This is a genomic window from Brevibacterium luteolum (assembly GCF_013004595.1).
GTDB classification, from domain to species: Bacteria; Actinomycetota; Actinomycetes; order Actinomycetales; family Brevibacteriaceae; genus Brevibacterium; species Brevibacterium luteolum.
The window spans coordinates 14,022-40,284 of sequence record NZ_JABEMC010000004.1; the positions used below are offsets into that span (position 1 = coordinate 14,022).

Annotated in this window: 26 protein-coding genes and 1 riboswitch; of the genes, 1 reads left to right on the forward strand and 25 read right to left on the reverse strand. The window is 68.0% G+C overall.

The features are described 5' to 3' along the window. Positions 1 to 124 precede the first annotated feature (124 nt). From HLA91_RS07515 to pyrR, 20 genes are all read right to left on the reverse strand, one after another. Complete coding sequence (locus HLA91_RS07515; RefSeq protein WP_259795570.1) at positions 125 to 532, reverse strand: PH domain-containing protein; 408 nt, start codon at positions 530 to 532, stop codon at positions 125 to 127. Positions 533 to 572: 40 nt separating this feature from the next. Then, positions 573 to 1,412: an ATP phosphoribosyltransferase gene (gene hisG / locus HLA91_RS07520; RefSeq protein ID WP_170274340.1), complete on the reverse strand. Its 840-nt coding sequence runs from the start codon at positions 1,410 to 1,412 to the stop codon at positions 573 to 575. A 68-nt stretch (positions 1,413 to 1,480) separates the two neighbouring features. After that, positions 1,481 to 1,744, reverse strand: a complete 264-nt coding sequence (locus HLA91_RS13855; RefSeq protein WP_180964675.1) for a phosphoribosyl-ATP diphosphatase — start codon at positions 1,742 to 1,744, stop codon at positions 1,481 to 1,483. A 327-nt stretch (positions 1,745 to 2,071) separates the two neighbouring features. Beyond that, a complete protein-coding gene (locus tag HLA91_RS07530) occupies positions 2,072 to 2,740 on the reverse strand; it encodes a nicotinamide mononucleotide transporter family protein (RefSeq protein ID WP_102160278.1) in 669 nt (222 codons plus the stop codon). A gap of 102 nt (positions 2,741 to 2,842) precedes the next feature. Continuing rightward, positions 2,843 to 2,968, reverse strand: a riboswitch (FMN riboswitch). Between the two features lie 65 nt (positions 2,969 to 3,033). Continuing rightward, positions 3,034 to 3,696, reverse strand: coding sequence for a ribulose-phosphate 3-epimerase (rpe, locus tag HLA91_RS07535; protein ID WP_170274191.1), 663 nt, complete (start codon positions 3,694 to 3,696; stop codon positions 3,034 to 3,036). 25 nt (positions 3,697 to 3,721) lie between these two features. Further along, positions 3,722 to 5,188 (reverse strand): RsmB/NOP family class I SAM-dependent RNA methyltransferase, encoded by a 1,467-nt coding sequence (locus HLA91_RS07540; RefSeq protein ID WP_170274192.1) that lies wholly within the window; start codon positions 5,186 to 5,188, stop codon positions 3,722 to 3,724. Continuing rightward, entirely contained in the window at positions 5,181 to 6,125 is a 945-nt protein-coding gene (fmt, locus tag HLA91_RS07545) for a methionyl-tRNA formyltransferase (protein ID WP_170274193.1), read from the reverse strand. The genes HLA91_RS07540 and fmt overlap by 8 nt, the downstream gene beginning before the upstream one ends. Positions 6,126 to 6,155: 30 nt before the next feature. Beyond that, complete coding sequence (locus HLA91_RS07550) at positions 6,156 to 8,234, reverse strand: primosomal protein N' family DNA-binding protein (RefSeq protein ID WP_170274194.1); 2,079 nt, start codon at positions 8,232 to 8,234, stop codon at positions 6,156 to 6,158. A 21-nt stretch (positions 8,235 to 8,255) separates the two neighbouring features. Beyond that, a complete protein-coding gene (gene metK, locus HLA91_RS07555; protein ID WP_170274195.1) occupies positions 8,256 to 9,455 on the reverse strand; it encodes a methionine adenosyltransferase in 1,200 nt (399 codons plus the stop codon). Positions 9,456 to 9,464: 9 nt separating this feature from the next. Further along, the gene (gene coaBC, locus HLA91_RS07560; RefSeq protein WP_170274196.1) at positions 9,465 to 10,736 is read right to left on the reverse strand and encodes a bifunctional phosphopantothenoylcysteine decarboxylase/phosphopantothenate--cysteine ligase CoaBC; all 1,272 of its coding nucleotides are present in this window, start codon (positions 10,734 to 10,736) and stop codon (positions 9,465 to 9,467) included. Continuing rightward, positions 10,733 to 11,071: a DNA-directed RNA polymerase subunit omega gene (gene rpoZ, locus HLA91_RS07565; protein ID WP_170274197.1), complete on the reverse strand. Its 339-nt coding sequence runs from the start codon at positions 11,069 to 11,071 to the stop codon at positions 10,733 to 10,735. The genes coaBC and rpoZ overlap by 4 nt, the downstream gene beginning before the upstream one ends. Before the next feature lie 10 nt (positions 11,072 to 11,081). After that, complete coding sequence (gmk, locus tag HLA91_RS07570) at positions 11,082 to 11,657, reverse strand: guanylate kinase (RefSeq protein WP_165882837.1); 576 nt, start codon at positions 11,655 to 11,657, stop codon at positions 11,082 to 11,084. Beyond that, on the reverse strand, positions 11,654 to 11,971 hold the full coding sequence (gene mihF / locus HLA91_RS07575) for an integration host factor, actinobacterial type (RefSeq protein WP_165882836.1): 318 nt from the start codon (positions 11,969 to 11,971) through the stop codon (positions 11,654 to 11,656). Before mihF ends, gmk begins: the two co-directional genes overlap by 4 nt. Positions 11,972 to 12,012: 41 nt before the next feature. Then, the gene (gene pyrF, locus HLA91_RS07580; RefSeq protein WP_170274198.1) at positions 12,013 to 12,888 is read right to left on the reverse strand and encodes an orotidine-5'-phosphate decarboxylase; all 876 of its coding nucleotides are present in this window, start codon (positions 12,886 to 12,888) and stop codon (positions 12,013 to 12,015) included. Further along, the gene (carB, locus tag HLA91_RS07585) at positions 12,885 to 16,157 is read right to left on the reverse strand and encodes a carbamoyl-phosphate synthase large subunit (protein WP_170274199.1); all 3,273 of its coding nucleotides are present in this window, start codon (positions 16,155 to 16,157) and stop codon (positions 12,885 to 12,887) included. The genes pyrF and carB overlap by 4 nt, the downstream gene beginning before the upstream one ends. After that, entirely contained in the window at positions 16,150 to 17,340 is a 1,191-nt protein-coding gene (gene carA / locus HLA91_RS07590; protein WP_170274200.1) for a glutamine-hydrolyzing carbamoyl-phosphate synthase small subunit, read from the reverse strand. The genes carB and carA overlap by 8 nt, the downstream gene beginning before the upstream one ends. Continuing rightward, the gene (locus tag HLA91_RS07595; RefSeq protein WP_170274201.1) at positions 17,337 to 17,831 is read right to left on the reverse strand and encodes a PH-like domain-containing protein; all 495 of its coding nucleotides are present in this window, start codon (positions 17,829 to 17,831) and stop codon (positions 17,337 to 17,339) included. Before HLA91_RS07595 ends, carA begins: the two co-directional genes overlap by 4 nt. Then, positions 17,819 to 19,132 carry a dihydroorotase gene (locus tag HLA91_RS07600; RefSeq protein ID WP_170274202.1) on the reverse strand — a complete coding sequence of 438 codons (1,314 nt, stop codon included), beginning with the start codon at positions 19,130 to 19,132 and terminating at the stop codon, positions 17,819 to 17,821. Before HLA91_RS07600 ends, HLA91_RS07595 begins: the two co-directional genes overlap by 13 nt. Then, positions 19,129 to 20,103: an aspartate carbamoyltransferase catalytic subunit gene (locus HLA91_RS07605; protein WP_170274203.1), complete on the reverse strand. Its 975-nt coding sequence runs from the start codon at positions 20,101 to 20,103 to the stop codon at positions 19,129 to 19,131. The genes HLA91_RS07600 and HLA91_RS07605 overlap by 4 nt, the downstream gene beginning before the upstream one ends. Beyond that, positions 20,100 to 20,672: a bifunctional pyr operon transcriptional regulator/uracil phosphoribosyltransferase PyrR gene (pyrR, locus tag HLA91_RS07610; RefSeq protein ID WP_170274204.1), complete on the reverse strand. Its 573-nt coding sequence runs from the start codon at positions 20,670 to 20,672 to the stop codon at positions 20,100 to 20,102. Before pyrR ends, HLA91_RS07605 begins: the two co-directional genes overlap by 4 nt. A gap of 207 nt (positions 20,673 to 20,879) precedes the next feature. On the opposite strand from pyrR, the gene HLA91_RS07615 reads away from it, so the two are divergent. After that, positions 20,880 to 21,968, forward strand: a complete 1,089-nt coding sequence (locus HLA91_RS07615; RefSeq protein ID WP_170274205.1) for an alpha/beta fold hydrolase — start codon at positions 20,880 to 20,882, stop codon at positions 21,966 to 21,968. Between the two features lie 86 nt (positions 21,969 to 22,054). Here the strand turns inward: HLA91_RS07615 and nusB are convergent, their stop codons facing one another. The 5 genes from nusB to aroC form a co-directional block, all read right to left on the reverse strand. Continuing rightward, positions 22,055 to 22,603 (reverse strand): transcription antitermination factor NusB, encoded by a 549-nt coding sequence (gene nusB, locus HLA91_RS07620; RefSeq protein WP_170274206.1) that lies wholly within the window; start codon positions 22,601 to 22,603, stop codon positions 22,055 to 22,057. Beyond that, on the reverse strand, positions 22,600 to 23,163 hold the full coding sequence (gene efp, locus HLA91_RS07625) for an elongation factor P (RefSeq protein WP_102160310.1): 564 nt from the start codon (positions 23,161 to 23,163) through the stop codon (positions 22,600 to 22,602). The genes nusB and efp overlap by 4 nt, the downstream gene beginning before the upstream one ends. Before the next feature lie 84 nt (positions 23,164 to 23,247). Next, positions 23,248 to 24,351 (reverse strand): 3-dehydroquinate synthase, encoded by a 1,104-nt coding sequence (aroB, locus tag HLA91_RS07630; RefSeq protein WP_170274207.1) that lies wholly within the window; start codon positions 24,349 to 24,351, stop codon positions 23,248 to 23,250. Next, positions 24,348 to 25,067, reverse strand: a complete 720-nt coding sequence (locus HLA91_RS07635) for a shikimate kinase (protein ID WP_338076730.1) — start codon at positions 25,065 to 25,067, stop codon at positions 24,348 to 24,350. Before HLA91_RS07635 ends, aroB begins: the two co-directional genes overlap by 4 nt. Then, a complete protein-coding gene (gene aroC, locus HLA91_RS07640) occupies positions 25,064 to 26,257 on the reverse strand; it encodes a chorismate synthase (protein WP_170274208.1) in 1,194 nt (397 codons plus the stop codon). The genes HLA91_RS07635 and aroC overlap by 4 nt, the downstream gene beginning before the upstream one ends. Positions 26,258 to 26,263 lie beyond the last annotated feature (6 nt).

Below are 26,263 nucleotides of genomic sequence, written 5' to 3' on the forward strand. Positions count from 1 at the left end.
TTCTCCTTCGTCGTTCGGCCGCTGGCAGCCGTGCCCGGCGGCTGGTCTCAGTGTGCCCGAGGTGTCGGTGCCGCTGCGCTGTCGTCTCGCGGACGCGTGTCTGCACGGGTGGTGTCAGACCGGTTCAGTTGTCCGGCACATCGGGTGAGCTGTATGTGTCCACGAGTCTACGCAACCGCTCGCAGGCGTAGCGCGCCCGGTCTCCGTCTGCGGACTGGATCGCCATCACCGACAGGGTCGAACCGTCGGACAGGTCGAGGGTGACCCACGAGTCACCACCCCGCGGGTGGAAGCTGATGGAGAGGATGCGCGTCCATTCGACCCTCGTCGTGCTGAAGATGTTGCGCACGATGAGTGCTTCGTCGGTGACAAATGCGGCGATCGCCCCGACGCGCCAGACGACGGCTCCGAAGATCACGCCCAGAGCATTCATCCAGATGATGTCGCGGGTCTTCCAGCCGGTCCAGTGCAACTGAGTCAGCCCCCAGCTCAGCAGTGCGAAGGACACGACGATCGTGATCGCGAGGAACACGGTGAGGATCCTCGTGAAATAGGGCCTGAATGGCCGTGTCTCAGATGCGGCAGGCGCCAATGTTCGTCACCAGGATGGCGCGTGCGCCGACTTCGTAGAGCTGGTCCATGGTCTTGTGCACGTCGCGGGCGGCGACCATGGTGCGCACGGCGTACCAGTCGCTGTCGTGCAGGGCGGAGACGGTGGGGCTTTCGAAGCCGGGGGTCAGCGCGGTCGCCTCGGCGAGGTGTTCGGCGGCGATGTCGTAGTCGACGAGGACGTAGTCGCGGGCGACCATGACGCTTTCGAGCCGGCGCAGAAACTTCCGGGTGCCCGGGTTCGACTTCCGGTTGGAGATGACCACGGCTTCGGAGTGCAGGACCGGTTCGCCGAAGGTCTGCAGCCCGGCCATCCGCAGCGTGGTGCCGGTTTCAACCACATCGGCGATGACGTCGGCGACACCGAGTTCGATCGAGACCTCCACGGCCCCGTCGAGTTTGATGACCCGGGCTTCGAGTCCGCGCTGTGCAAGGTCGCGTTCGACCAGCGTCGGATAGCTGGTGGCGATGGTGAGGCCCTCGAGTTCGTCGATCTCGTGGAAAGCGCCTTCGGCTCCGGCGTAGTGGAAGCGGGAGCGGGCGAAGCCCAGCGGCAGCAGCTCCTCGGCTTCGGCACCGGATTCCAGCAGCAGATCGCGGCCGGTGATGCCGAGGTCGATGAGCCCGCGGCCGACATAGACGGCGATATCGCGCGGGCGCAGGTAGAAGAACTCGATGCCGGCGTCGACGTCGCGGTGGACGAGTCGCTTGGAGGTCGTGCGCACCTGGTAGCCGGCTTCGCGCAGCATCGTCGTCGCTGATTCGGACAGCGAGCCCTTGTTAGGCACAGCCACGCGCAGCATGCCGTCGGCCCGGACCGCCGGGATGCGGCCGGTATCGGTGATTTCTCGGCTCACAGCTTCCTTTCGGCTCACAGTTCGCGATAGACGTCGTCGAGGCTGATCCCGCGGGCGATCATCATCACCTGCAGGTGGTAGATCGCCTGAGCGATCTCACCTGCGAGTTCGACATCGGATTCGTACTCGGCGGCCATCCACACCTCGGCGGCCTCTTCGACGACCTTCTTGCCGATCGCATGGACTCCGGCGTCCAGCTCGGCCACGGTGGACGAACCAGCGGGACGGGTGGCTGCTTTTTCGGTCAGTTCTGCGAACAGTTCTTCGAAGGTCTTCACACGGCCAGGGTAATACACCACCGGCACCAGTCTGCAGAGAGTCTCAGGCGCCGCCCTACAGAGCAGAGAGGCGAAGTCCCAGCGCAGGAGCTGGAAGCAGCGGCCCCAGAGGCTGCGGCCCGCGCCCGGCGCATCCAGACGATGACGTATGAAACTGCGATCAGGAGGAAGTGAGGGGAGGATCACAGCTCCAGGCCACCGAAACCTCCTGCCGTGAGCTCGGGAGCCTGCCCCGTGCGGGATGGCGCACAGACCGGATGGTTGAGGGCAATGCCGAGGGCGGACGTACATGATCGGGGTCGACGTCAACACGACGTTCGAAGACCCTCAGCCGTCGGCGCAGTGCCCGGCGATCGTCTGTGCGGGTTCGCTCGGTGATGCGATCGTCTGCTTGGACTTCCTCGCCCAGTCGACGATGCCGACGATGACCATGATGAGGAAGACGAAGTACACGATGCCGGAGAACAGCAGGCCGCCCATGATGGCCAGTGGAATCCCGACGAGGTCGACGGCCAGCCACACGAACCAGAACTCGACGATCGCCCGGCCTTGGGCGTACATCGCCACGAGTGAGCCGATGAAGATGTAGGCGTCCGGGTATGGGTTCCACGACCAGTCGCCCCACGCCAGGATCCAGCCGAAACCGGCAGTGCCTGCGGCCAGGGCGGCGATGAGCAGTAGTCGTTCGGGCCAGGTCGCCCAGCGCACGCGGATCTCACCGGTCTCCTCCTGGGAGCGCTTCCACTGGCTCCATCCCCAGATCGCAGCGGCGACGATGACGACCTGGCGCGCGGCGTTGCCGCCGAGGCCTGCCGAGATGCTGGCCGAGAACAGGAAGATCGAGCCGGTGATCTGCACAGGCCAGGAGAAGATGTTGCGCCGCAGTGCCAGGAACACCGTTGCCAGTGCGCAGATGTTGCCGATGACATCGGACCAGGGAACGGGCTTGCCCATGAGTTCGAAGACCGGGGCGTTGAGCCACGAGATGATATCCACTTTCCGAAACCTTTCGCTCAAGGCTCCGGGGGTTGCGACGCGTGAATAGCGCGGTGGCGCCGCGTAGGCTCAGGCACATATCGCCATCAGCTGCGCGGACGCAGACGTGCTTCCTCCCATCCGGACTTTCACCGTCGGTACTGGAATCCCACCAGTTCAGCCCCGTCGGAACGGGGGTCGCGGACTGTCACCGCCGGCTCGGACTTTCACCGACCCCGGAGCACGTACTCCTGGTGGCACTATAGGCTCTGGCTCACATGCGCGGCAACTTCTGTCTTGCCGCGCATGCCTGTTCAGCGCAGGGCGTCGAGAGCGAGTTCGCGCAGCTCTTCGATCGCTGCGCTGCGGTTTTCAGCGCTGTATACGGCGGAGCCTGCCACGAGCACATTCGCTCCGGCGGCCACAGCGCGGGCGACGGTGGTGGTCGAGACTCCCCCGTCGACCTGCAGCTGGACTTCGAGTCCGGCGTCGTCGATCGCCTGGCGCGTGCGGGTGACCTTCGGCAGGCACACGTCGAGGAATGACTGGCCGCCGAAGCCGGGTTCGACGGTCATGATGAGGATCTGGTCGAATTCGGCCAGCAGGTCGATGTAGGGCTCGATCGGAGTGGCCGGGCGGATCGCCAGCGAGGCCTTCGCCCCGAGTGCGCGGATCTCGCGGGCCAGCCGGACAGGGGCCGCGGAGGCTTCGGCGTGGAAGCTGACCGATGCGCAGCCCATCTCCGCGTAGACCTGGGCGTGCCGGTCGGCCTGCTCGATCATGAGATGTGCGTCGATGGGAATCGGCGAGACCTCACGGATCCGCTCGACGACCGGCGGGCCGAAGGTGAGGTTGGGAACGAAGTGGTTGTCCATGACGTCGACGTGGGCCATATCGGCTGCCGAGATCGCGTCGAGTTCCTCGGACAGGCGGGAGAAGTCACAGGACAGGATGCTGGGATGAATGCGAATGCTCACCCTCCCAGCATAGAGCCTCAGCGCTTCAGCCGGTGCGGCGCAGCAGTGCCAGGAACATCCCGTCAGTGCCGTGCACGTGCGGCCACAGCTGCACGGCCTGCCCGGTGCCGATCGGCGCCGAGGCGAACTGGGCGGCCTCCTGGCCGGTGACGTCTGCGAGGATCGCCGGCGCGTCAAGCACCTCGACGTCCGTGCCCGAGGCGGTGAGCACCTCGGTGACGATGTCGATCGTCTCCCCGTGGTGGGGCGAGCAGGTGGTGTAGGCCACGACTCCCCCGGGTGCGGTGAGCTCGATCGCCCGGGTCAGCAGTTCGCGCTGGATGGGCTGCAGTGCCTCGACGTCCTCAGGTTTGCGCCGCCAGCGGGCTTCGGGTCGGCGGCGCAGCGCGCCGAGGCCGGTGCAGGGAACGTCGGCGAGCACGCGGGTGTAGCGGCCGAGGTGCTCGTCTGTCAGGCTGCGGCCGTCGGTGTTGAGGACGGTGACGTCTGCGTCGATGGCGCGTACGGAGTCGCGGACGAGTTCGGCGCGGTGTGCGGAGACGTCGCAGGCGACGACTGGTGTTCCGGTGGCAGCGGCGTCTGCTGCCAGGATGGCAGTCTTGCCGCCGGGCCCGGCGCACAGGTCGAGGACCGGGCCGTCAGGTGCCGGGGCTGCGGTCAGGCCGAGGACTACGAGCTGGGAGCCTTCGTCCTGGACGCGGGCCTGTCCTGCCTGCACCTCAGGAAGTGCGTAGGGGTCTCCGGAGGACAGTTCGACGCCGAGCGGGGACAGCGCGGTGGGCTTTCCGCAGTCGGCGGCGATCGCCTCCCGGTCGGCCAGGCCGGGCAGGGCTGTCAGGCACACGCGGGCGGGCACATTGTCGGCTGCGAGCAGTGCGGTGAGTTCGCCGGCATCGCGCCCGTGGGCGGTGAGCGATCGGCGCAGTGCAGTGACGATCCAGGCCGGGTGCGCGTAGGTCAGCCCGATCTGCTCGTCGTCGCTGGCGCCTCTGGTGACGAGGTCGAGCCACTCGATGCGGGTGCGTTCGCTGATGCGGCGCATGACGGCGTTGACGAAGCCTGCGGCCTTCATGTGCTTGGTCGCCCGCATGAGACCGACGGCTTCGTTGACGGCGGCGTGGGCGGCGGTGTTCATGTCGAGCAGCTGGTGGGCACCCAGCCGCAGGGCATTGCGGGCGGGCGTGTCGAGCTTGCTGACCGGCCGGCCGGCGGCGTGGGCGATGATCGCATCGTAAAGACCGCGGCCGCGCAGGGTGCCGTAGGTCAGTTCGGTTGCCAGCCCGGCGTCGGCGGTGCTCAGCCCGGCACGGCTGAGCCGTGGGGGCAGCAGCAGGTTGGCGTAGGCGTCGTCATCGTCGACGCCGATGAGAACGTCGAAGGCGATGCGCCTACCGGGGTTGACGCGGGTGCGGCCGTGGCTGGCACGGCGGCGTTTGACGCCGGGGCCGAGTTTGCCGGGAGCGGGTTTGCGGTCTCCGCTGGACTCAGGCATCGCCGGGCTCCTCGCTGATGTCGAAGGCGGCCTGGCCGCGGCCGCGCAGGAAGTCGGCGGCGTCCATCATCGCCTTGCCGAAGGGCTGGATGCGTTCGACAGCGACGGCACCGTCGCTGGTGCCGATGAGCACAGTGCCGTCAGCGGCGGCTGCGAGCCGGCCGGGCTGCTGCCAGGCGGCGCTGCTGAGGTCATCGGCGGCGGTGATGCCGGAGAGCTTGGTGCGCTTGCCGTCCATGAGCGCCCATGGGCCCGGTGCTGGGGCGACGCCGTTGGCGCGGGCGACGAGTTCGGCGGTGGTGGCGGTGAAGGGCAGTTCGGCTTCGTCGGGGGTGATCTTCTCAGCGTGGCTGGTCTCACCGTGCTGTGGGGTGAGTTCGGCGCTGCCGTCTGCGAGCTGATCGAAGGCGGTGACGAGCAGCTCCGCCCCGGTGCGGGCGTAGGAGTCGAGGACCTCTCCGGCCGGTGCCGAGGGCAGGTCGAGTTCCTGCTGGGCGAGGACCGGTCCGGTGTCCATGCCGGTGTCGATGCGGAAGACAGTGACTCCTGAGGTCGTCTGTCCGGCCATGAGCGCCCGCTGGACCGGTGCTGCCCCGCGCCACTGGGGCAGCAGGGAGAAGTGCAGGTTGTACCAGCCGTGCTCACTGATCGACAGGGCACGAGGTCCGGCGATCGCACCGAAGGCGACGACGGCGACGACATCGGGGCCGAGGGCTTCGAGTTCGTCGAGGATCTCCCCGCGCAGCCGGGCGGCCTCGAGCACCGGGATGCCGGCGGCAAGGGCGCGCTCCTTCACCGGGCTCGAGGTCGGCACGCGCTTGCGGCCGACCGGGGCATCGGGGCGGGTGAGCACGGCGATGACCTCATGGTCGGATTCAAGCAGCGCCTCGAGAGCGGGCACGGCGACGGCGGGGGTTCCTGCGAAGACGATTCTCACCCCGCCAGTCTAACGACCGGGCCGGCCGGTTCAGAGCACGTCGGGATCGTCGACCCGGGCGAAGACGGACTCCTCATGCCGCATGGACCGGGCGGCGACCTCGGCGGCGATGCGCCGGGTGACAGCAGGACCGGAGGCGATCGTCGTGCCGATGATGCGCTCATACGGCTCGTCGTGGGCATAGATGTCCCACACCTCCCCTACCTCGGAGGCCGCAGCGACCACCTCGGCGACGGCGGACCGGTCGCCGCGCAGGCCGATGGTGCGCACGGCCGGCGGGAAGCGCAACTCGCTGCGCGCCTGGTACTGCTCATCGGCCCAGGCGACGGGTGCGGAGGCGGAGATGACCTGCCGAATCGAGGGGTCGTCGTCCATGAGCAGGATGCGCCCGCCGTGCTGCCAGCCGCGCACCAGACAGGCGGCCCGCATGCGGCGAGCAATGGCGCGGTCGGTGGCCTGCAGACCGGGGCCTGGCCACAGCGAGTCGAGCAGCAGGGCCAGGGCGTAGCCGTTGTCTGCATACGGTTCGGCGCCTGTGGTGGCGACGATGATGCTCGGTTCGTCTGGGACCCGGTCGATGATGTGGCTGCCGCCCGAGCGGATGACCTTGGTGCCGGGGAAGGCGCGGCCGAGTTCTTCAAAGGTGCGCTCGATGCCGGCGACGACCGACCGGATGGCGTTGCTGGAGCACTGCGGGCAGGTGAAGGTCTCAGCGCGGAAGCCGCAAGCGCGGCAGGCGAACGGACCGGTCTGGGAGGCGGCTTCAAGTTTGCCGGCGCACTGCGGGCATTCGATGACGCTGCGGCAGCCAGCACAGGCCACGACCGGCAGGTAGCCGGCACGCGGGACCTGCACGAGGACAGGTCCGATGGCCGGGGATTCCGTCGTCCGCCCGATCGCTGCCTGGGTGAGGCGGAAGCCGAGTTCGGGCAGCCGCTGATGCTGGTGCGGCGGCAGGTCGTCGGGTGGCAGCTGGCAGATCGGGGCCTGTTGGCGATGAACCGGTCCCGGATAGGTGATCTCACCGAACCAGCCGATGCGCACGAGCCGCTGGATCTCGACGGTGCGGTTGTAGTCAAGGAACAGGGCTGCACTGCCGGTCTGCTGGATGCGGGTGAGCAGCACCTGGCGGGCGTGCGGGTAGGGGGCGTGCTGGTCGAGGTAGTTCTCGTCGCCGTCGTCGAGGCAGATGACGAGGCCGATGTCGGATGTCGGGGCGAAGGCGGCGGCGCGGGTGCCGATGATGAGCCGGCCTGCCCCGTGCAGGGCGCGCACCCAGGCTGACCAGCGGGCGGACTGGCCCTGGTCGGCTGATAGGCGGATGGCCAGCGGCTTGAGGTCGCCGAGGGCGGCGTCGAGGGCTGAGAGTTCGCGGTGATCGGGTACGAGCCACAGCACCGATCGGCCGGTGCGCAGCACGCGGGCGGCTGCGCGCAGTCCGTAGTGGATCCAGCCGGTGCCCGGCATGCTTCCTGGCAACAGCGCCATGGCTGCGCGCGGGCCGGCAGGTGGGCGTCCGGTGTCGGTGGCCTCGGACGGTGTATCGCCGATCCAGGTGTCGAGGGCGGTGAGGTAGTCGGTGAAGTCCGCTGGCTCATCGGTGTGGGCGCTGATCTCATCGCAGATCTGCTGCCGTTCGACTTCGCCCAAGGGTTCGGGTTCTGCTGCACGGGCGCGCTTCTCAGCCGTCGCGTGCCGGGGCGGGATCGCCAGGCGCAGGACATCGGGCAGGGTGCCGGCATAGCGGGAGGCGATCTCCTCGCACAGGGCCCGCAGCCCGGGGGTGAGGACGACGAGGTCGGAGACGACGCGTTCGATGGCGGTGAGTTCGCCGACGTGTTCGGTGCTGTCCTTGCGGGCGACGACGAATCCGGAGATGAGCCGTCCGGCGAAGCGGACCCGCACGCGCACTCCGGGCTGTGCGTCAGCGGCGAGGCTTTCGGTGACGGCGTAATCGAAAGGGCGGGCCAGGTGCGGCAGCTGGGTTTCGACCAGCACCTCGGCGACCGGAAGGTGCGCGGCAGGCGTCTTGCCGCCGCGCACCCTGATGCCGGTGTCGAGGCCGTCGTCATCGCCGTCGTCGGCGATGAGCCGCGGCTGCTGGCTCATGTGTCTGCTCCCCTGACCGGGTCAGGAGCACAGGCGGCGCAGGTCCTCGGCGCGATCCGTGCGCTCCCACGTGAAGTTCTCAACGGTGCGCCCGAAGTGACCGTGGGTGGCGGTCTCGGTGTAGATCGGGCGCTTGAGGTCGAGGCTCTTGATGATCATCGACGGGCGCAGGTCGAAGACCTCGCGGATGGCCGCTTCGATGCGGGCCGGGTCGACGGTTTCGGTGCCGAAGGTCTCGACGTAGAGGCCGACCGGGCGGGCGGAGCCGATCGCGTAGGCGACCTGCACTTCGCAGCGGCGGGCCAGGCCGGCGGCGACGACGTTCTTGGCCACCCAGCGCATCGCATAGGCACCGGAGCGGTCGACCTTCGAGGGGTCCTTGCCGGAGAACGCTCCGCCGCCGTGGCGGGCGAAGCCGCCGTAGGTGTCGACGATGATCTTGCGGCCGGTCAGTCCGGCGTCGCCCATCGGGCCGCCGACAACGAACGGGCCGGCGGGGTTGATGTAGAACTTCGTGGCGGCGGTGTCGAGGCTGAAGTCGGCGAGCACCGGTTCGATGACCTCGCGCTTGACGTCGGCTTCGAGCTGGTGCTGGCCGATCGCGGCATCGTGCTGGGTGGAGACGACAAGTGCCTCGACGGTGCAGGCGGTGTCGCCGTCGTAGCCGATCGTCACCTGGGTCTTGCCGTCGGGCCGCAGGTAGTCCAGCCGGCCGGACTTGCGCACCCGGCTCAGCTGTTCGCTCAGCCGGTGCGCCAGGTGGATCGGCAGGGGCATGAGCACGTCGGTGGAATCATCGGCGTAGCCGAACATGAGCCCCTGGTCGCCGGCGCCGAGCAGCGAGTCGGCATCTTCGACCTCGCCGCCGGTGCGGTGTTCAAGGGAGGTGGTGACAGCATCGGCGATGTTCTGCGACTGCGCGCCGATCGAGACGGACACGCCGCAGGAGTGGCCGTCGAAGCCCTTTTCGGAGGAGTCGTAGCCGATGCCGGTGATGATTCTGCGAGCGATGCCGGCGACATCGGCGTAGCCGTCTGTCGAGACTTCACCGGCGACGTGGACGAGGCCGGTGGTGACCATCGTCTCGACGGCGACGCGGGCGTTGGGGTCCTGGCTCAGCAGTTCGTCGAGGACGCCGTCGCTGATCTGGTCGCAGATCTTGTCGGGGTGTCCTTCGGTGACGGACTCTGAGGTGAATTGGCGAAGATGTTGTGTGCTCACCCGGCCATCCTATCGATTCGCACGGACAGCGACAGCGGCCATGACTTCCTGCGACACATTCTCCTTCGACCCGGCCGTGCGCAGCACCTCGCGCACACCGGCACTCTCACCAGCGGTTCCACCCTCGGAGGCGTCAGCATCAATGCGTTCGTAGACGACGAGGCTGTTGTCATCGCGGTCGAAGGCCTGGCCGGCGGAGACGTCGTTGAGCACGAGCATGTCGCAGCCCTTGCGCAGCAGCTTCTGCTGGGCGAGCTGTTCGGCACTGGCGTCCGGGGAGCCGGTCTCGGCGGCGAATCCGATGATCGTCTGACCCTCGGCGCGGGTGTCGACGAGACCGGCGAGGATGTCGGGGTTCTGCACGAGTTCGATCGTCAGTCCGGAGTCCCCGGATTTCTTCATCTTGTGCGCGGCGGTCTCAGCCGGCCGGTAGTCGGCAACGGCAGCGCACATCATGATGATGTCAGCATCGGGCTGGGCGGCTTGGGCGGCGTCCTGCAGCTCGGCGGTCGTCTCGATGCCGGTGACGGTGATCCGGTCGCTGAGGTTCTCCAGCAGCCGATCGTCGACGTTGGCGGCGATGAGGGTGACATCGGCACCGAGTGCTGCTGCGGCGCGGGCCAGGGCGATGCCCTGTTTGCCTGAGGACCGGTTGCCGAGGAAGCGCACCGGGTCGAGCGGCTCGCGGGTGCCGCCGGCGGTGATGAGCACGCGCCGGCCGGCAAGTGCCGCCTCGGTCTCCGTTCCCGAGGTGCGGGTCCGGTGGACGTCGAGGGCTGCGGTGACGATGTCCTCGGGTTCGGGCAGCCGTCCGGGACCGGAGTCGGCTCCGGTGAGCCGGCCGCTGGCCGGTTCGATGACATGGATGCCGCGTTTGCGCAGCACTGTGACGTTGTCCACGGTGGCGGGATTGAGCCACATCTCGGTGTGCATCGCAGGTGCGAGCACCACCGGTGCGGTGGTGGAGATGACGGTGGCGGTCAGCAGGTCATCGGCGCGTCCGGCGCGCAGCCGGGCGATGAGGTCGGCAGTCGCCGGGGCGATGAGCACGAGATCGGCGTGCTGGCCGATGCGGATGTGCTCGACTTCGTCGATGCGTTCGAACACGCTCGTCTGCACCGGCTGGCCGCTCAGGGCCTCCCAGGTGGCAGCGCCGACGAAGGTGAGCGCCGAGGCAGTGGGCACGACCTTGACGGTGTGCCCGAGTTCTCGCAGGGCGCGGACGACATGACAGGCCTTGTAGGCCGCGATGCCGCCGCTGACCCCTACGACGATGTTCACTGCTCGGTGGGGGTGTCGAAGCTCAGGTCGATGTCGGCTTCAGCGGTCTCGAAGTCCTCGATGACCGGCGCGGCGAAGTCCTCTTCACGCGGCTCGCGGATGAGGATTTTGCCCTCGTTGACCTCGCGCAGGGCGATCGACAGCGGCTTCTCGTTCGGCTCCGGGGTCACCAGCGGGCCGACGTTCTCGAGCAGGCCTTCCTGGAGCTGCGCGTAGTAGGCATTGATCTGCCGGGCGCGGCGAGCCGATTCGATGACGAGTTCGTACTTCGAATCCGTCACCGCCAGCAGGTCGTCGATCGGCGGATTGGTGATACCTTTCGGTTCAGCGGACACTCAAACTCCATCAGTTGTCGGGGGTGTTGTCGATTGACAACCCCATCAATGTTACTAGTTCCTCGGCGGCTTCTGAAATGTCGTGGTTGATGACGGTGTGGTCGAACTCGGTCTCAGCGGCGAGTTCTTCCTTCGCAGTCTCCAGCCGGCGGGCCTGTTCCTCTTCGGATTCGGTGCCGCGGCCGATGAGCCGGCGGACGAGCTCATCCCAACTCGGTGGGCCGAGGAACACGAACCTCGCCTCGGGCATCGTCTCCTTGACCTGGCGGGCGCCCTGCAGGTCGATCTCCAGCAGCGGATGCGAACCGGCTTCGAGCGCTTCGCGCACCGGTTTCGCGGGCGTGCCGTAGCGGTACCGGCCGTGCACGGTTGCGTATTCGAGGAGTTCACCGTCGTCGATCATCCGATCGAATTCCTCTTCGGTCACGAAGTAGTAGTCGACGCCGTCGCGTTCGCCCTCACGCGGTGGGCGCGTGGTGGCGGATACGGAGAACCAGATCTGTGGGAAGTTTCTGCGGATGTGTGCGCCGACGGTGCCTTTGCCGACGGCGGTCGGTCCTGCCAGAACAGTCAGTCGTTGTGTCACGCGGTTTCGAATCTCTCCAGGAGTGCGGCCTTCTGGTGCACACCGAGGCCTTTGAGTCGCCGGGATTCGGCGATGCCGATCTGCTCCATGAGCACTGAGGCGCGGCGTTTTCCGACGCCGGGCATGGAGCGCAGCAGGTCATGAACCTTCATCTTGCTCAGTGCTTCGTCGTCTGCTGCTTCCTTCAGGACTGTCGACAGGGATTTCTCACCGCACTTCAGTGCGGCCTTGGCATCTGCCCGAGCCTGCCTGGCCTTGAACGCTTTGTCGAGTGCTGCAGAACGCTGTTCGGGTGTCAGGGGTTGGAGAGCCACGTCTACTCCTTAGTGGTCCAGTCCGCATCAGCAGATTTGTATCAGTGTAGACCGTCTGCACCGGTGAGCGCACGGGTCGTTTCCCGGATGCGCTCCTGAAGCGCCGGAATCGCCGGCCCTGCTGAGAGGATCGTGCGTCCGGCATTCACAATGACACGGCCGTCTGCGAACGCTGCTCCGAACACGGAGTGCAGATCCTCGACTCCCCCGCCCTGAGCGCCGTAGCCCGGTGCCAGGATCGGGTAGTCGCCTGCAGTCAGGTCGATGCCGAGGTCGCGGGCGGCAGTGCCGGTGGTCGCGCCGATGACGACGCCGAGGCGTGGGGCACCGAGCTGTGCGTTGACGTCCCGGACGCCTGCGATCACCTCGGCGGCGACCGATGGGCCGCCGGAGGTGCGCGCATGCTGGACGCTGGCCCCATCTGGATTCGAGGTCAGTGCGAGGACGAATGCGCCGGTGCCGTAGGTGCGTGCGCACTCGAAGGCCGGTTCGAGTGAGCCGAAGCCCAGGTACGGCGAGAGGGTCACGGCGTGGGCGTACAGCGGGGAGGCCGGGTTCATGTAGGCCTCGGCGTAGCCTGCCATTGTCGAGCCGATGTCTCCACGTTTGATGTCGAGGATCGTCGACAGCCCGGCATCGTGGGCAGCAGCGAGGACGTCTTCGAGGGCGGCGAGGCCGCGGGAGCCGTGGCGTTCGAAGAACGCCGCCTGCGGTTTGACCGTCCCGCACTCCCCTGCCGCCGCCTCGACGACGCGCAGCCCGAAGTCGCGCACCCCGGCTGCCGAATCCGGCAGCGACCAGTCGGCCAGCAGCCCGGCGTGTGGGTCGATGCCGACGCACAGCCGGGTCCGGTTGGCCTGCGGCCAGTCGCGTCCGTAGTCGCGCTCGGGCTGGGCGCCCGTGTCGTGTTGGCTCATGCCCAGTCCTGCAGGGAGCGCACATCGAAGGCCGCTGCCCGCTGGCCTTCGATCGCGGTGACCGCGGCGGTGAATTCGGCGACCGTGGTCACCAGCGGGATCGACGAGGCGACGGCGGCTGCGCGGATCTCGTAGCCGTCAGCACGCTCCTGCCGGCCGGCCGGCACATTGATAACGAGGTCGATGCGGCCTTCGGTGATGTCATCGAGGATCGTGCGCTCACCTTCGGCGGCCTCGTAGTACTTCGCGATCCGGGTGCTGGTGATGCCGTAGCGGTCGAGCATCGCCGCGGTCCCGGCGGTGGCGACGACGTCGAAGCCCATGTCGACGAGCTGCTTGACCGCCAGCACCGAGGAGCGCTTGTCGCGATCGGCAACCGAGACGAACACCGTGCCCGAGGTGGGAAGGGCGGCTCCGGCTGCGAGCTCGGCTTTGGCGAAGGCGACGGGGAAGGCGGTGTCGATACCCATCACCTCGCCGGTCGAGCGCATCTCAGGACCGAGGATCGAGTCGACGACCTTGCCGTCGACGGTGCGGAACCGGCGGAAGGGCAGCACCGCCTCCTTGATGGCGACCGGGTTGTCATCCGGCAGGGTCGAGCCGTCGTGTTCGGCGGCGAGGATGCTGCCGCGCAGCTCTCTGATCGACTTGCCGACGGCGATGAGCGCGGCGGCCTTGGCCAGCGGCACCGCGGTGGCCTTCGAGACGAACGGCACCGTGCGGGAGGCGCGCGGGTTTGCCTCAATGACGTAGAGGACGTCAGCGGCGACGGCGAACTGGATGTTGATGAGGCCGCGCACGTTCGTGCCGCGGGCGATCGCGGCGGTGGCGTTGCGGACCTGCTCGATGACGTTCTCCCCCAGGGTCAGGGCCGGCAGCACCGAGGCGGAGTCACCGGAGTGGATGCCGGCCTCCTCGATGTGCTCCATGATCCCGCCGATGTAGGTCTCGTTGCCGTCGTAGAGGGCATCGACGTCGATCTCGACGGCGTCTTCGAGGAACCGGTCGACGAGCACCGGCCGGTCGATCGAGACCTCGGTGGCCGTTGCCATGTAGTTCATCAGCTGTTCGGTGTCGTAGACGATCTGCATGCCGCGGCCGCCGAGCACGTAGCTGGGGCGCACGAGCACCGGGTAGCCGATGTCCTCGGCGATCGACTGGGCCTCATCGTAGGTCGTGGCGGTCCCGTGCTTGGGCGCGCGCAGCCCGGCTTCGGCGAGCACCTGGCCGAACTCGCCGCGGTCCTCGGCCAGGTCGATGGCCTCCGGCTGGGTGCCGAGCACCGGCACGCCGGCGGCCTTGAGCTGGTCGGCCAAGCCGAGCGGAGTCTGCCCGCCGAGGGTGCACACGACGCCGGCGACAGGCCCGGCCTGCTTCTCAGCATGGTAGATCTCCATGACGTCTTCGAACGTCAACGGTTCGAAGTACAGCCGGTCGGCGGTGTCGTAGTCGGTTGAGACGGTCTCGGGGTTGCAGTTGACCATGATCGTCTCGTAGCCGGCCTCGGCCAGTGCCATGGTGGCGTGCACGCACGAGTAGTCGAATTCGATGCCCTGGCCGATCCGGTTGGGACCGGAGCCGAGGATGATGACGGCCTCGCGTTCGCGCGGGGACACCTCGGTCTCGTCGTCGTAGCTGGAGTAGTGGTACGGGGTCTTCGCCTCGAACTCGCCAGCGCACGTGTCGACGGTCTTGAACACCGGGCGCAACCCGAGTGCCTGGCGCACGGCGGTGACGACGCCTTCGTCGAGGTGGCGCAGCTGGCCGATCTGGGCGTCGGAGAAGCCATGGTTTTTCGCCAGGCGCAGCGTTTCGACGTCGAGGCTCTCAGCGGCGGCAATCTCCTCGGCGACATCATTGATGAGCTGGATCTGGTCGAGGAACCAGGGGTCGATGTCGCAGGCCTCGTGGACCTCCTCGACGCTCATGCCGGCGGCCAGTGCCCGCTGCACGGTGTAGAGGCGCTCGGTGGTGGCATGGCCGAGGTCGCGGATGACCTGGGCGCGCGCGGCATCGGTGGAGATGTCGAGCGGGTCGTTCCACGAGAACGAGGAGTTCTTCTGCTCGATCGAGCGCATCGCCTTCTGCAGGGCGGTGGTGAAGTTCCGGCCCAGGGCCATCGCCTCGCCGACGGACTTCATGGTCGTCGTCAGCGTCGGGTCGGCGGCCGGGAACTTCTCGAAGGCGAACCGCGGGACCTTGACGACGATGTAGTCGAGTGCCGGTTCGAAGGCGGCCGGGGTCACCTCGGTGATGTCGTTGGGGATCTCATCGAGGGTGTAGCCGATCGCCAGCTTCGCGGCGATCTTGGCGATCGGGAAGCCGGTGGCCTTCGACGCCAGTGCTGAGGAGCGGGAGACGCGCGGGTTCATCTCGATGACGACGATGCGCCCGTCATCGGGGTCGATGGCGAACTGGATGTTGCAGCCGCCGGTGTCGACGCCGACTTCGCGGATGACGGCGATGCCGATGTCGCGCATCTCCTGGTATTCGACGTCGGTGAGCGTCAGCGACGGGGCGACGGTGATGGAGTCGCCGGTGTGCACGCCCACGGGGTCGACGTTCTCGATCGAGCACACGACGACGACATTGTCGTTCTTGTCGCGCATGAGCTCGAGTTCGTACTCCTTCCAGCCGAGGATGCTCTCCTCAAGCAGCACCTCATGGGTCAGGGAGTCGACGAGTCCGTCGCCGGCGATGCGGCGCAGATCGGCTTCGTTGAAGGCCATGCCGGAGCCGAGCCCGCCCATCGTGAACGAGGGGCGGACGACCATCGGGTAGCCGAGCTCCTCGGCGGCGGCGAGGCATTCCTCCATCGAGTGGCAGATCGCCGAGCGGGCGACCTCGGCACCGCAGCGTTCGACGACCTGTTTGAACTGCTGGCGGTCCTCACCGCGCTGGATCGCCTCGACATCGGCGCCGATGAGCTCGACGCCGTACTTCTCGAGCACACCTGCCTTATGCAGGTTGATCGCGGCGTTGAGCGCGGTCTGCCCACCGAGAGTCGGCAGCAGCGCGTCGGGGCGTTCCTTGGCGATGATCGTCTCGATGACGGCCGGGTCGATCGGCTCGACGTAGGTGGCGTCGGCGAGCTCCGGGTCGGTCATGATCGTCGCCGGGTTGGAGTTGACGAGGATGACCCGCATGCCCTCGCGTTTGAGGACGCGGCAGGCCTGGGTGCCGGAGTAGTCGAACTCGCAGGCCTGGCCGATGACGATCGGCCCGGAGCCGATGACGAGGACTGAGGAGAGATCGTCCCTCTTAGGCATGTGCGTTGTCTCCTTCGCTGGTCTCGATGCTCGGGGTGACGGTGGCGGCGCCGTCGAGCAGTTCGATGAACCGGTCGAACAGGTCGCGGGCGTCGTGCGGCCCGGCAGCGGATTCGGGGTGGAACTGAACGGAGAACGCCGGCAGGTCGAGGCAGCGCAGGCCTTCGACGACGTCGTCGTTGAGTCCGATGTAGCTGACCTCCACTCGGCCGAGGTGCTCACCGGCAGGCGCGGTGACGACCGCGCGCAGCGGGGCGTCGACGGCAAAGCCGTGATTCTGGGTGGTGATGTGGACCCGTCCGTTGGCGGTGTCGAGGACCGGCTGGTTCGAGCCGCGGTGGCCGAAGGGCAGCTTGTAGGTCTCGAAACCCAGTGCCCGGCCGAGCAGCTGGTTGCCGAAGCAGATGCCGAAGAACGGGATCTTGGCCTCCAGCACGCGGGCGAGCACGTCGACGGCGTTCGTCACGCTCGCCGGGTCGCCGGGCCCGTTGGAGAAGAACACGCCGTCGGGGTCCAGCTCGGTGAGTTGTTCGAAGGTGAAGTCGGCCGGCACGACGGTCGTCTCGATGCCGCGGGCGGCGAACTGGTCGAGAGTTGTCGTCTTGATGCCGAGGTCGTAGGCGACGACGCTGTGCTTCTTCTCCCCTTCAGCCGGGATCGTGTACGGCTGCTCGCAGGTGACTTCTGCGCTCAGGTTCGCCCCTGCCATCGGTTCGGCAGCGCGCACCTCGGCGAGCAGCTCTGCGTTCGGGCGCTGCGCCTCGGGACCGGAGAAGATCCCGGCGCGCATCGCGCCTTTGTCCCGCAGGTGGCGGGTGAGTGCGCGGGTGTCGATGTCGGTGATGCCGACGATGCCGCGGTCGGCCAGCCGGGCTTCGAGGTCGCCGGTGGCCCGCCAGTTCGACCGGCGGCGGGCGGCGTCGCGGACGACGTAGCCGGCGACCCAGATGTCGCGGGATTCGTCGTCTTCGTCGTTGACGCCGGTGTTGCCGATGTGCGGCATCGTCTGGATGACGATCTGGCGCCGGTACGACGGGTCGGTCAGGGTCTCCTGGTAGCCGGTCATCGAGGTGACGAACACGGCCTCGCCGGTGGTCGAGCCCTCAGCGCCGTAGGCGCGGCCGGTCAGTGTGCGGCCGTCGTCGAGGACGAGAACGGCAGGTGGGCGCTGGTGCAGGGTCATGAGTCCTCCCCGAGGAGCTGGCGGATGGAATTCAGTGTCGGTGTGCGGTCGGCTGCGTGCCGGGGGCGGAAGCCGGTGTCGACGAGGGTGTCGCCGAGCCGCCAGGTGATGATGATGAGCCCGTCGCGTTCGACGAATTTGCCGATCATCCCCGAGTCGGTGCGCACGGCTTCAAGGTCGGCGGTGGGGATGAGCATGTCGGGCACGCCGTCGCGGTCGAGGACGATGCCGGTGCCGCTGATGCCCAGTGAGGCGGTGGTGCGCACGCCGAGGTGGTGGACGGCGACGCGTTCGAGCGGTTCGGCGGCCAGGGTGGTCGCCACATAGGTGCCCGCGACCGGAGGTGAGCTGAGCTTAAGGTCGGCTGCCGGCGCCTCAGGAGCAGGGATGCCGGACTGCCGATGCTTCCGGGACCGCCAGCCCAGCCACATGAGAGCGAAGAACACGACGATGACGGCTGCGACGATGAGGGTCGGGATCAGGCGATCCATGTGCCGCCTCTCGTGATCGGGTGCGGGTCGGACAGCTGGGAGTCGGTGACGACGCGGTGGCCGTAGAGAATCGTGTGCACGATCCGGGAGGACACCTCGATCCCGGCGAATGGGTTGTTGCGTCCCATCGTCGCGTGCGCATCTGGGGTGATCCGGTCTGCGGCCTCCGGGTCGACGAGCACGAGGTTGGCACCGGTGCCGATCTCCAGGCTGCCCTGTTCGCGCAGGCCGGAGATCCGTGCCGGTGTGGTCGACATGACGCGGGCGATATCGGCCCATCCGAAGTCGTAGTCGGCCATCGCCTCGACGACGATCGGCAGCGCTGACTCCATGCCGACCATGCCCATCGCCGCAGCGGTCCATTCGCAGCACTTGTGCTCGGACGGGTGCGGGGCGTGGTCGGTGCCGATGATGTCGATGGTGCCGTCGGCCAGGCCGGCGCGCACGGCGTCGACATCGGCCCGGGTGCGCAGCGGCGGGTTGACCTTGTAGACGGGGTCGAAGCTGCGGACGAGCTCATCGGTGAGCATGAGGTGGTGCGGGGTGACCTCGGCGGTGACCTGCACGCCGCGGGACTTCGCCCAGCGCACGAGGTCGACCGCGCCCTTGGTCGACAGGTGGCAGATGTGCAGGCGGGAGCCGACGTGCTCGGCGAGCAGGATGTCGCGGGCGATGATCGCCTCCTCGGCCACCGCCGGCCAGCCGGGCAGGCCGAGTTCGGCAGACACGACGCCTTCGTTCATCTGGGCGTCTTCGGTCAGCCGGGGCTCCTGGGAGTGCTGGGCGATGACTCCGCCGAAGGTCTTGACGTACTCCAGGGCGCGGCGCATGATGAGCGGATCGAACACGCACAGCCCGTCGTCGGAGAAGATCGTCACCCCGGCAGCCGAGCGTGCCATCGCTCCGAGTTCGGCCAGCTGGGTGCCCTTCTGCCCGACGGTGACCGCGCCGATCGGCACGACCTCGGTGTAGCCGGCTTCGCGGCCGAGGTGGTAGACCTGCTCGACGACGCCGGCGGTGTCGGCCACCGGTGCGGTGTTGGCCATCGCGTGCACGGCAGTGAAGCCGCCGCGGGCGGCTGACTGGGAGCCGGTGAGCACGGTCTCGGCGTCTTCGCGGCCGGGTTCGCGCAGGTGGGTGTGCAGGTCGACGAGGCCGGGCAGGGCGATGAGCCCGGTGGCGTCGATGACCTCATCAGGGCTGGTGAGCGAGGCCGGGTCGACGAAGCGGCCGTGATCGATCGCGATGTCGCCGGTCTCCTTGCCGAGGATGTTCGCACCGCGGATGAGCAGCGATGTCATAGGGCACCTTCCTTACCGGTGAGCAGACTGTAGAGCACGGCCATGCGCACGGCCACGCCGTTCTCCACCTGGTTGAGGATGACCGCGCGCGGAGAGTCGGCCGCCTGGGCGCAGATCTCGAAGCCGCGGTTCATCGGGCCCGGATGCATGATCGCCGTGTGCTCGGGCAGTCGGTTGTAGCGGGTGGCGGTCAGGCCCCACAGCCGGCTGTACTCGCGGGTGTTGGGGAAGAACGACTGGTGCATCCGCTCGAACTGCACGCGCAGCATCATGACCGCGTCGAAGTCATAGGCGTCGAGGGCGTTGTCGAAGTCGTAGAACACCTCGGCCGGCCAGGTGTCGACACCCCACGGCAGCAGGGTCGGCGGGGCGATGAGCACGACCCGGGCGCCGAGGGTGGTGAGCAGGTGGACGTTCGAGCGCGCGACCCGGGAGTGGAGGATGTCGCCGACGACGGCGACGGTGGTGCCGGCCAGGTCGGTGCCGCGGGCGCTGCCTCCCGGTCCCGAGGCCGGCGATCCGGTGAGCGTGCGCCGCAGGGTGAAGGAGTCGAGCAGCGCCTGGGTGGGGTGCTCGTGCGTGCCGTCGCCGGCGTTGACGACCCCGGCGTCAATCCAGCCGGTGGTGGCCAGCCGGTAGGGGGTGCCGGAGCCGTTGTGGCGGACGACGACGGCGTCTGCGCCCATCGCGCCGAGCGTCTGGGCGGTGTCCTGCAGACTCTCGCCCTTTGACACACTCGAGCCCTTGGCGGAGAAGTTGATGACGTCGGCTGAGAGTCGCTTGGCGGCGGCTTCGAAGGAGATGCGGGTGCGGGTGGAGTCCTCGAAGAAGAGGTTGACGACGGTGTGGCCGCGCAACACCGGCAGCTTCTTCACCGAGTGGGTGCTGACCTGGGTCATCTCCTCGGCGACGTCGAGGAGGCCGATGGCGTCCTCCCGGCTGAGGTCTGCGGTCGACAGGAGGTGCTTCATGCCGGGTCTCCCTCCGCCTCGGCGGTCTCGGGCCAGGAGATCGTGACGGTGTCCTCACTGTCGATCTCTTCGAGGCCAACGAAGACGCGCTCGTCGACGGCGGTCGGGAGGTTCTTCCCGACGTGGTCGGCGCGGATCGGCAGGCAGCGGTGGCCGCGGTCGACGAGCACGGCCAGCCGGACGGCCGCCGGGCGTCCAATGTCGGCGATCGCATCGAGAGCTGCGCGGATGGTGCGCCCGGAGAACAGCACATCGTCGACGAGCACGACGGTGCGCCCGTCGATGCCGCCGGGCGGGATGTGGGTGGGTTCGGGTGCGCGCAGCTTGCCGTGGCGCAGGTCGTCGCGGTACATCGTGATGTCGAGGCTGCCGCAGATCTGGGCGGGATCGACGCCGCGTTCGATGTCGGCGATCCTGGCGGTCAGCCGCTGTGCCAGCGGGACGCCGCGGGTGGGAATGCCGAGGATGATGAGGTCGCCGGCACCTTTGTTGCTCTCGAGGATCTCATGGGCAATCCGCGTGATGGCGCGGGATATCTCGTCGGCGTTCAGTACAGTGCGAACACGCATGTGCGGTCCCCCTTCTCCGCCTCACGGGACGGTGGTTAAAGGAGTGTCGTCTGCACACGAGTGTACCCCCTCGGCCGGTACCGGACACCGCCTGGGTGGTGCGCCCGGCAAGCTGTGATTAGACTCTCACCAATGCGCGATGCACTCGAGCGCCCCGAGCCCGGCCCCACTGCGCCGGGCTCATACGCCCTTCGTGAGGAGAACCGCGTGAGTTCCGCATCATCACACGCACAGCTGCCCGCCCTCGACCTCGACGTACACACCGCTGGCCTGCCTGCCGAGGTGTCGTTCGCCACCGCGACCTACCCCACCGCCGATGGCGAGCACACCTGCGGCTATCTGCACGCAGGCAGCCAGGCCGATCCGCTCATCGTGTTCCTGCACGGCTGGCCGGAGCTCGGACGCTCGTTCGCCGGCTTGCTGCCGCGCATCGCGGCCGAGGGCTATTTCGCGGTTGCTCCCGATATGCGCGGCTACGGCGCCTCGACGGTGTACGCGGACACCTCGGCGTACGCGATCGAGAATGCGGTGGCCGATGTGCGCGGACTCATCAGCGCGCTCAAGCCCGGTGAGCACGCCGAGGCGATCGTCGTCGGCCACGACTACGGCGCCCCGGTCGCATGGTCGTTCGCTGCTGCGCACCCGGAGATGTGCAGGGCGGTGGCCGGGATGTGCGTGCCGCATCTGCCGGCAGGTGCGTCGATGACTGCGCATGTCAACCGGTCGATGTACCCGGAGGACACGTTCCCCTACGGCCAGTGGGACTACATGGTCGCCCACCAGCAGATGCCGGAGAAGCTCGCCGCGGAGTTCGATGCTGATGTGCCCGGTTTCATCGCCACGATCATGCGCCGGGGCAATCCGGAGCAGATGACCAAGCCTGCCCTGCAGGCCAAGATCCGGTCCCGAGGCGGTTGGTTCCCTGACGGCGTGCCGTTCCGGGAGCGGGATGGCCGGGTGCTCAGCGCCGAAGACTACGATGCGCTCGTCGCCTCGCTCTCGCGCACCGGATTCGCCTACCCGAATGCCTGGTACCGCAATGTCGAGGCCAACGCCGCGTTCACCGAGAGCCTGCCCGGCGGTGGGCGGATCCCCCAGCCGGCGCTGTTCGTCCACGCCCGCTACGACCAGGTGTGCGACACCCTCGGGTCCACGATGGCCGAGCCGATGCGCGAGGCGGTCCCCCAGCTGACCGAGCGCATCATCGAAGCGGGTCACTGGGTGGTGCAGGAGAAGCCAATCCACACCACCGAAGTGCTCACCGACTGGCTCAGCTCCGTCCGCCAGGAAGGCTGAAGCGCTCAGAAGCGCAACGTGAAGCCCCGGTCACCGAGCTGTCGGTGACCGGGGCTTCGTCGTTGTTGCAGATCGCGCTTGCGCTGTCAGGCAGACGGTTCGGAGTCGTCTGCCTCGGGCGAGTCGTCGCTGGAGCCTTGAGCAGCGGATGCGTCGTCGACAAGCGTGAGCGTCGACCCGCTCGGCACGTTGGAAGCGGTTGCCTTGGGGGCAGCCACAGCCGGCTGTGCCTCACCGGTCCGCCGTTTGCGGCTGACCGCGTCGAGCACGGCGTTGATGAAGGCCGGGGATTCGTCACGGGAGTACACACGACTGAGCGCGACGGCTTCGGAGATCGCAACGGGATCGTCGATGTCGTCGTTGTGCATGATCTCCCAGATGCCCATGCGCAGCAGCGCCCGATCGACAGCCGGCATGCGTGAGACCGGCCAGTCGGTGACGAACTCCTCGATGAGCCCGTCGATCTCGTCGCGGTGGTCGACGACACCGGTGACGATCTCGACGGCGTAGGGTTTCATCGGGTAGTCCGGATCGCCCGAGCGCATGCGGATGAGCTCGGGTTCCGGCAGGCGGCGCTGCTCAGACTCGAAGAGCAGTTCGAGGGCGCGCTTGCGCGCGCGGCTGCGGGAGCTCACTCCTTGACGCGGCCGAGGTATTCGCCCGAGCGGGTGTCGACCTTGACCTTGGTGCCCTCTTCGAGGAACAGCGGCACCTGGATCTCGTATCCGGTCTCGACGGTTGCCGGCTTCGAACCGCCGGTCGAGCGGTCGCCCTGCAGTCCGGGTTCGGTGTGGGTGATGGCCAGCTCGACGCTCGGCGGCAGCTCGATGTATAGGGCTGCACCGTCGTGGAAGGCCACCTGGACCTTCTGGTTCTCGAGCATGAAGTTCGCGGAGTCACCGACGAGTTCGGGGGCGAGGGAGACCTGGTCGTAGTCCTCCAGGTCCATGAAGACGTAGTCGGTGCCGTCGTTGTAGAGGTATTCCATGTCGCGGCGGTCGACGTTGGCGGTCTCGACCTTGGTGCCGGCGTTGAACGTCTTGTCGATGATCTTGCCGGAGGTGACGTTCTTGAGCTTCGTGCGCACGAAAGCCGGTCCCTTGCCGGGCTTGACGTGGAGGAACTCAAGCACCTGCCACAGCTGGTTCTCGATCTTGAGGACCATGCCGTTCTTCAAGTCGTTGGTCGTTGCCAATGCAAATCCTTCGCAGTCGATAACGGCGGCGCCGTTCGCGGCGCACCAGGGGTCAAGTGTAGCAAGGCCTTTCGGCCTGTCAGGTCAGCTCAGCCGGGTGACCGGCGATTCGGTGCCGATCGCCTGGTAGGCGGTGTAGAGCAGGCTGGTGTCGGCGGCTTCGAGGACGCCGGGGCTGGCCAGGTCGTCGAGGACGATGAAGCGCATGAGGCTTCCGCGGGCCTTCTTGTCCCGGCGCATCGTCTCCAGCAGCTGCGGCCATTTGTCGCCGCGGTAGCCGGTCGGCAGGCCGAGGTGCTCGAGCACGCTGCGGTGCCTGTCGACGACCGCAGCGTCGAGGTTGCGGGTCATCGCCGAGAGTTCGGCGGCGAACATCATGCCGACGGCTACGGCCGCTCCGTGGCGCCACTGGTAGCGTTCGGTGCGTTCGATCGCGTGCCCGAGGGTGTGACCGTAGTTGAGGAACTCGCGGCGGCCGGATTCCTTGAAGTCATCGGAGACGACGTCGGCTTTGACCTGGATGGAGCGTTCGATGATCTCACGCAGCTGCGGCGAGGTGTGGTCTGCCAGCTGCTCCCGAGGTGTCGATTCGATGATGTTAAGGATCGCCGGGTCGGCGATGAAGCCGCATTTGACCGCCTCAGCCAGGCCGGTGAACAGCTCGTTCTCCGGCAGAGTGGCCAGCGTGTCGGTATCGGCGAGGACACCGGCTGGGGCGTGGAAGGCGCCGACGAGGTTCTTGCCCTCGGCGGTGTTGATGCCGGTCTTGCCGCCGATCGCGGCATCGACCATGCCGAGCACCGTGGTCGGGATGGTCACGAAGCGGATGCCGCGCAGCCAGGTGGCGGCGACGAAGCCGGCGAGGTCGGTCACCGCTCCCCCGCCGACGGCAACGATCGCATCCGTACGGGTGAAGTCGGCCTGCCCGAGGACCTGCCAGCAGAAGCTGGCGACCTGGATGTGCTTGGCCTCCTCGGCATCGGGGATCTCAGCCGACAGCGCCTCGAAGCCGGCAGCGCCGAGGTCCTCGCGGACGAGTTCACCGGTGGTGCGCAGCGCCCGCGGATGGATGACGAGCACTTTGCTCACGCGTGAGCCGAGCAGCTCAGGCAGGGTGCCGAGCAGTCCTGAGCCGACGTGGACGCTGTAGTTCCCGCCGCCGGTCACGTCGATGCGCGTGGAACTCACGCCTCATCACTTCCTTCTGTGTCGTCTGCGTCTGTGTCGTCTGCGACGGTGCGCTGGCCGTCCTCAGCGTACCCGCCATCGGCGTGTGCTGCTTGGGCCTCGCCCTCGGCGGCGAACTTCGCGTAGTTCTCTGCCCGCTGCAGGCCGGTGAGCACGTCGACGACTCGGTTGACGACCGTCGAGGGCGGGTCGTTGGACGCCGAGACGGTCGCGGTGGCCACGGACTCGTAGAGCGGCCGGCGCTCCTCGGCCAGGGCCTTCCAGCGTTCGACCGGGTCCTCGTCGGCCAGCAGCGGCCGGTGGGAGCCGTGCAGCCGGGCAGAGGCGGTCTCCTCGTCGATCTCGATGCTCATGACCTTGATCGCCGGGTGCTTCAGCTGGGCCCGCGTGCCGGAGTTGAGGATCGCGCCGCCACCGAGTGAGACGACCCCGGGCCGATCGAGCAGCCGGCGCAGGGCGCGGCGGACGGCCTCGCGTTCGAACTCCCGGAAGCGGGCTTCCCCGCGAGTGCGGAAGATCTCAGCGATCGGCCCGTGGGCGGACACGATCATCGCGTCGGTGTCACTGAACGGAATCCCGAGGCGGTCACCGAGCAAACGGCCGATCGTCGACTTTCCTGCCGCCGGCGGTCCGATGAGCACGATCCGGGCAGTGGCCGCCGGCACCGGGTCGAGCGGCGGAGCCGGGCGCGGGACGGGCAGGTCCGGCGCGTTCACGAGTGTGAGCGCAGCGTATCCGGAATCGCGGCGAGGTAGGAGTCGAGGTTGCGCTTGACCTCGGCCAGGGAGTCCCCGCCGAACTTCTCGCAGACGGCCTCGGCCACGACCAGGGCGACCATCGCCTCGGCGACGACACCGGCAGCTGGCACGGCGCAGACGTCAGAGCGCTGGTGGTGGGCCCGGGCGGCCTCACCGGTGGTGACGTCGATGGTGTCCAGTGCCCGCGGGACGGTGGCGATGGGCTTCATCGCCGCGCGCACGCGCAGGCTCTCACCGGTCGACATGCCGCCTTCAGTGCCACCGGCGCGGTTGCTGCGGCGGGTGATGCGGCCCTCAGCGGACTCGATCTCGTCGTGGGCGGCCGAACCGCGGCGGGCGGCGGTGCGGAATCCGTCGCCGACCTCGACACCCTTGATCGCCTGGATGCCCATGAGGGCTCCGGCCAGCCGGGAGTCGAGCCTGCGGTCCCAGTGGACATGGGAGCCGAGCCCTGGAGGCACGCCGTCGACGATGACTTCGACGACGCCGCCGAGGGTGTCGCCGGACTTCTTGGCATCCTCGACCTCGGCGACCATGCGCGCGGACAGCTCAGCGTCGAAGCAACGCAGCGGGTCGGCATCGAGAGCCGGCACGTCGTCGATGGTCGGCAGAGCTTCCTCACCAGAGCCGGCGACCGGGCCGATGGCCACGGTGTGGGAGAGCACGGTGATGCCGAGTTCGGCGAGCATGCGGGCAGCGACGGCGCCGAGCGCGACGCGCATAGCGGTCTCGCGAGCAGAGGCGCGTTCGAGGATCGGACGGGCCTCGTCGAAGCCGTACTTCTGCATGCCCACCAGGTCAGCGTGACCGGGGCGGGGGCGTGAGAGCGGGGCGTTGCGGGCCTGGTCGGCGAGCACCTCGGGATCAACCGGATCGGCGCTCATGACGGTTTCCCACTTGGGCCATTCGGTGTTGCCGACTTCGATGGCGATCGGCGAGCCCAGCGTGGAGCCGTGGCGGACACCACCGAGGATGCGCACCTCATCGGCTTCGAACTTCATGCGGGCGCCGCGTCCGTAGCCGAGCCGGCGCCGCGCCAATGCCTGGGAAATATCGTCGCGAGTGACGGGAACATGCGCCGGGATCCCCTCCAGAATCCCGACAAGTGCCTCACCGTGTGACTCGCCTGCAGTCAGCCATCTCAACATTCAACC